Origin of the sequence: Bacteriovorax sp. DB6_IX (genome assembly GCF_000447775.1) — a bacterium.
Lineage (GTDB): Bacteria > Bdellovibrionota > Bacteriovoracia > Bacteriovoracales > Bacteriovoracaceae > Halobacteriovorax_A.
In genome coordinates, this window is sequence record NZ_AUNJ01000223.1 from 1 (window position 1) to 5,174 (window position 5,174).

The window sequence follows — 5,174 nt, forward strand, 5'->3', positions numbered from 1 at the left end:
ATTAATATTGCGCCACCTCTGTGTACGTTATCTTTCTTTGTCATCTTCGATCTCTCTCTTAATTTAGCTACTATTATGACATTTAGTATCTCATTTGGATTGATTGTTGATTCCACACTTCATGTTATATATGGGGATATTTTGAAATTAACAGTCGAGGAGAAATCTCGTTCTATCTTCATGCCTATATGTGTCTCTTCCTCGTCTTAATGCTTGGGTTTATGACTTTTACGATTCATAACTTCTTACCGATTTGGCAATTTGGTTTAAGTTTAAGTATGACGATTCTCTTCGGATATCTCTATGATTTCTTTGTCTTACCAAGTATGGAAAGAGGTTAGTGAGGAATCTCTCTCTTGATATTCTTTTTAACTTCAAAAACCAGTGGAATCAGTAATAAGACTGTCATGAGTATAAAGAAGCTACCAAGATACTGTAGCGTGAGAGGTATACCAAATCTATCAATAGAGAGTCCAATTAATGGTCCAAAGGCACCAAAGGCCCCACGCATACAAAGACTTGAGAGGGAGTTGGCCGTGGCCCTAAACTCACTTGGGATTCTCCAATTAAGAGCATCGCGAAGAATGACTTGAGTCAGTCCACGACAGACTTGGAATGAGAGTCCTAAGAAGACCACCCAATAGGCCTGTTGAAAGTGACATGCCGAAAAATCCGATAAGGGGAAAAATCGCGATTGCAATGAGAATTGGCGTGGCCCCAAACTTGTGCTCTAGCCAATGCACCTGCTTTCCAACAATTCCAATAAAGATATTATAAAAGGCCCAGATATAACCAAAGTATCTTAATTCAATTCCTAAGCTCATCCAATATTTTTGGAAAATCCATACGACGACAAATGTACAAAGACTCCACAGGACCAGATTGATAAAAATAAGTCTTAAGAGTTTCTCACTAAAAAAGATATGCTTAATAATCTTCTTAAAGTTTTCCTTGTGCGCATTCTTATCCATTTTCTTATAGGCCGGCTCATAGATTAAGAGTGCTGTAATAAAGGCAATCCAACTTCCAAGGGCCTGAGCTGTTAAAACATGTTTAAAAGAAAAAAGAATTAGGACACTGGCCATAACTCCGGCCACGGCCTCAGCGCCCACATAGGACATCTGAATATTGGCTACCGCCTTCGTTTTTTCTTTTCTATCATCAGTGATCTCATCAAGAGAGTCGTAAAGAAGAGAGAGGTCTGCACCAGAGACTAGGCTGGCCCCAAGGGCCAGGATTATTTCATAGATCACAAAGTGGAAGTAGCTTTGCATAAAGAGCAAGCAGCTAAATCCTAGGGCCGTAAGAAATGAGCCTATCACCAGAGACTTCTTTCTCCCAACGATGTCGCTAATATAGCCAGAAGGGACTTCAAAAATAGCGATTGAAATTCCAAAGATTGCCTGTAGTTCAAAAATTTGCTTCATTGAGAAGTTGAGCTTTGAAAAGTAGGGAATCATAACGGGAACAAAAACGAGGAACATCCAAAAGAAACAGAATGTATATATCTTCTTAATATTAATTCGGTGCTGTTCTTTAGACAAAGTTGTGGATGAAATAACTTCCCCCGTGGTCGAAGTGAATACACTCTGATTTTCTAAAGATAAATGGTGAAGAGTAACTTACGCCATTTTCAATGAGTATTGGCTCTCCAAAACAGAGGCGTTTTGAATTTGTATAGGCGTGATAAGAGGCCTCTCTTGGTGCACCGAAGTAATAAGGTGCCTTGGCCTTAACTTTATTTTGAATACTTAAGACTTCTAGCCCTTCAAGTTCATGATAGAAATCTTCAATTGAAATCACTCGACCATGCTCTGTTAACTCCATGGCTTTTTCATAACTAAGTTCTTTAATACCAACTTCTTTAGCAATTCGACTTTTAAGTTTTTGTGAGAAGTCGACATTGATAAAATTATCCTGGGCCCTGAATGGTCCAATATTGGTCATCATAATTGAGTTGAGGGGCAGATGAAGATCATTTCTGAGATAATCAATGAGCTGAAGTCTCACATAGAGAAGCGCTGAACCAAGACCTTGACCTTGATATTCTGGCTTAACAACAACTCCTCCGATTTCTAGAATCTTCTTTCCATTAAATGAGTGACTGGCATCGACTAAGAGAACAGAGTTCTTTCTCAGTGAATAGCGTGGCTTTTGAAAGTAGTCCACATGCCAACTTTTAACATAGGATCTCCCAACAATTTCACCATCTTTATTTTCTACGACAACAAAGACGAAGCCATTAGTCTCCTTGCTAAAGACTAGACCTTGCTCCATCTTCTTAAGAAATTTTTCATCCTTAAGATCTATCATCATGCCCGGATAACTAACCTTGGCAATTTGCTCAAGGTCTCTTTCATCGGCCATGCGAATTTTGTAATCCTTAAAATGATAGACTGGGAAATCGATATCGAGCTCTTTCCCATTATAACTTAGTCTCGTCTTTCTTAGAGTCGTTTCCATTAGGTTTACTTCTTAATAACGCTGAGAATTTCTTTTAGAAATTGTGGTTGGTTTTTAAAGTTTAGTGTTGTCATATAAATCCCTGGACTCTTAAGAGATGATATCTCTTGAACAATTAAAGAGTCTGTCTTTTTTAGGACATGATCTGGGACAACGGCAATCCCAACACCATTTTTAACCAAAGTGACAATTGTAGAAAGAGATTCTACAACGATTGTATTTGGGCTTCTCTTCTTACTTAGTTTAAAGAGATTGTCTCCCTCTGAGTAAACAATCCAGCGATAATCATGTAATTTCTTTCGATTCACTTCTTCTTTGCTAATGAGAACGAGTTTCTCATCAAAGAGTCTTAATGAGCTCACAAGCTCAGACTGAAAGTTTTCAGTTGAAAAAATGATATCAAATTTACCTTGTTCGATCCCGCGGTGAAGTTCCGGCTGGTCGGCAATTTGAATTTGCATATTGCGATTATATTTCTTGTAGTATTTGATAAGAATAGGGTTGAACCATGTCTTAAGAAGACCATTGAGAATACCAACTTTTAGAGGTCGGTCATCTTCTTTTTCAAAAATATCATGAGTTAATCTGTCAAAGTGTTCACAGGCGGCATAGAACTCTTTACCTTTTTCTGTGAGAATAACTTTCTTACTCGAGCGGATAATTAGCTCAACTCCAAGAGACTCCTCTAGGAGCTTGACTTGGCGGCTGACTGCCGATTGGGCAATTTTAAGGATATCTGCTGCTTTAGAGAAACTAAGGTGCCTTGCTGTAAGCATGAAGGCCTTCACATAGCGATAGTCCATTATCGTGATTCCTTTTTATGTAATGTCTTGTGTGTTTACTGATGTACCATCGGTGGAACGAGCTCTTTATTCTCTCTCCAAAACTTTCCGTGATACTTCTTCTGATCTTTATTATAAACCACAAAACCTTCTCTGTCGTTCTGGAAATCTTGGACATAATCAACTCTTGTGTCACCAAGATAAAACGCAGCAAATGGGTCAATAATTACTTCTAGCGCCTCGTCATTTGAGATACGCACTGAAAAATCTTCATCTTCAATATCTGTGAAACCTACTGAGTAAGTAAATCCGTCACATCCTTTTCCAGAGATCAGGATTCTCAGGTACTTTCCAGAAAGAGTAAAATCGTTTTCTAACATAAGAGTTAGTTGCTCTAGGGCCACCTCAGTGAATGTTACTGTAGGCAAAACGATGTCTTTACGATTAATTCGTGAGCTATTGGCACTCGTCGTCATTGTATCTTCCCCAAAATAAATGCTGACAGATCCCCATTAGGAATATGTGGTAAAATTGTGTATATTGTTCCAAATTTTTTGATTTTCTACCCAAGGCGGAAGACCTTTACAAGAACTTTTTTTAGCGGAGTAAAAGAAATGAAAGTGCAATATAAATTATCTATCCCAAGTCCTGAAAATCACTTGGCCAACGTAAAACTAACAAGTGAAAAAGAAGCTAAAGATTCTCAACTAAAACTCTTTATTCCCTCTTGGTCTCCAGGTTCTTATCTTATGCGTGAGTATGGGAGAAATATTCGTTGGCTAAAAGTAGAAAACTCAAAAGGGGAGAGACTTTATACAGAACAAATTGATCGCGGAATCTGGCTTATTGATTGGGACAAGAGTGATGTGGTCAATAAAGATGACCAATCATTTCAGGTTGAATATGAAATCTATTGTCACGAGCTGACTGTGAGAACATCTCATATTGATCGCTCTCATGCTTTTATTCATGGGCCGAGTATCTTTATGGGAATTCTCGATAAGCAAATTAAAGATCCTACACTGGAGGTTATTATCAATCCTCTGTGGTCAAAAATATCGACTGGGCTAAAAGACATTTCTCCAAAGAGAGATCAATTCCTCTATACGGCAGAGGATTACGATACATTTATCGATGCTCCTCTTGAAATTGGTTGTCATGAGACAGATGGGTTTATGATTGATGGGATTCCACATGAGCTGGCCTTCTACGGTAGCTCAACTCTTCATGAGCATAAGATGAAAGAAGATATTAAAAAAGTTGTCGACCATATTCAAAAGACTATGGGGGGAATGCCTTACGAGAAATATTGCTTTATGACCCATTTGGCCCCTGGTTTATTTGGAGGTTTGGAGCACTTAAACTCAACTGCTCTACAATTTTGTTCTTACTCATTAACAGATAAGAAGGGCTATAACGAATGGCTTGAGCTTGTGGCCCATGAGTACTTCCACCTTTGGAATGTGAAGAGAATTCGTCCGGTTGAGCTAGGTCCATTTGATTATACAAAAGAGGCCTTGACAAAAATGCATTGGCTAACAGAGGGATTAACTAGCTTTATGGATCAGCTCTTTATCTTTAGAACTGATTTCTATTCTCTGCAAGATTACCTCGATTGTATTAAAACAAATATTAATCGTTACCTCTCAATCCCTGGAAGAAAGTTTCATTCTTTGGAAGATAGCTCTTTCAATGCTTGGATTAAACTCTATCGTGCAGATGAAAACCATAATAACTCATCTATTAGTTACTACTTAAAGGGTGGGCTAGTCTTCTTTGCCCTAAATATACTAATGGCCGATAAAGATAAGTCTGTTCTTGATCTTGTTAAGGTCCTTTGGCAGAGGTATCTCGACAAACCAGAAGTTGGTGTTACAGAAGATGAGGTCTTTAATCTTTTAAATGATCTTGTGGGGAGAGAGATTACTG

The 5,174-nt window shown here is 38.3% G+C and carries 8 protein-coding genes; 3 read left to right on the top strand and 5 right to left on the bottom strand.

All coding sequences use genetic code 11. The features are described from left to right. Together M901_RS17985 and M901_RS18190 are read left to right on the top strand one after the other, a co-directional pair. Positions 1-210 (top strand): hypothetical protein (locus tag M901_RS17985; RefSeq protein ID WP_232422514.1); only part of this gene is annotated, 210 nt, incomplete at its 5' end. Then, positions 210-341, top strand: coding sequence for a hypothetical protein (locus M901_RS18190; protein ID WP_255345220.1), 132 nt, complete (start codon positions 210-212; stop codon positions 339-341). The genes M901_RS17985 and M901_RS18190, both read left to right, overlap by 1 nt. Here the strand turns inward: M901_RS18190 and M901_RS17460 are convergent. The 5 genes from M901_RS17460 to M901_RS06615 are packed head-to-tail and all read right to left on the bottom strand — an operon-like array spanning position 338 to position 3,721. Continuing rightward, a complete protein-coding gene (locus tag M901_RS17460) occupies positions 338-637 on the bottom strand; it encodes a hypothetical protein (protein WP_157679883.1) in 300 nt (99 codons plus the stop codon). The two genes, M901_RS18190 and M901_RS17460, sit on opposite strands and share 4 nt — an antisense overlap. Continuing rightward, entirely contained in the window at positions 567-1,544 is a 978-nt protein-coding gene (locus M901_RS06600) for an MFS transporter (RefSeq protein ID WP_157679885.1), read from the bottom strand. Before M901_RS06600 ends, M901_RS17460 begins: the two co-directional genes overlap by 71 nt. Continuing rightward, positions 1,537-2,463 carry a GNAT family N-acetyltransferase gene (locus M901_RS06605; protein WP_021277406.1) on the bottom strand — a complete coding sequence of 309 codons (927 nt, stop codon included), beginning with the start codon at positions 2,461-2,463 and terminating at the stop codon, positions 1,537-1,539. The genes M901_RS06600 and M901_RS06605 overlap by 8 nt, the downstream gene beginning before the upstream one ends. Positions 2,464-2,468: 5 nt before the next feature. Further along, positions 2,469-3,266, bottom strand: coding sequence for a LysR family transcriptional regulator (locus tag M901_RS06610; protein ID WP_021277403.1), 798 nt, complete (start codon positions 3,264-3,266; stop codon positions 2,469-2,471). A gap of 35 nt (positions 3,267-3,301) precedes the next feature. Further along, the gene (locus tag M901_RS06615) at positions 3,302-3,721 is read right to left on the bottom strand and encodes an iron-sulfur cluster assembly accessory protein (RefSeq protein WP_021277408.1); all 420 of its coding nucleotides are present in this window, start codon (positions 3,719-3,721) and stop codon (positions 3,302-3,304) included. 144 nt (positions 3,722-3,865) lie between these two features. On the opposite strand from M901_RS06615, the gene M901_RS06620 reads away from it, so the two are divergent. Then, on the top strand, positions 3,866-5,174 hold a 1,309-nt coding region (locus tag M901_RS06620; protein ID WP_198295357.1), incomplete at its 3' end, for a M61 family metallopeptidase.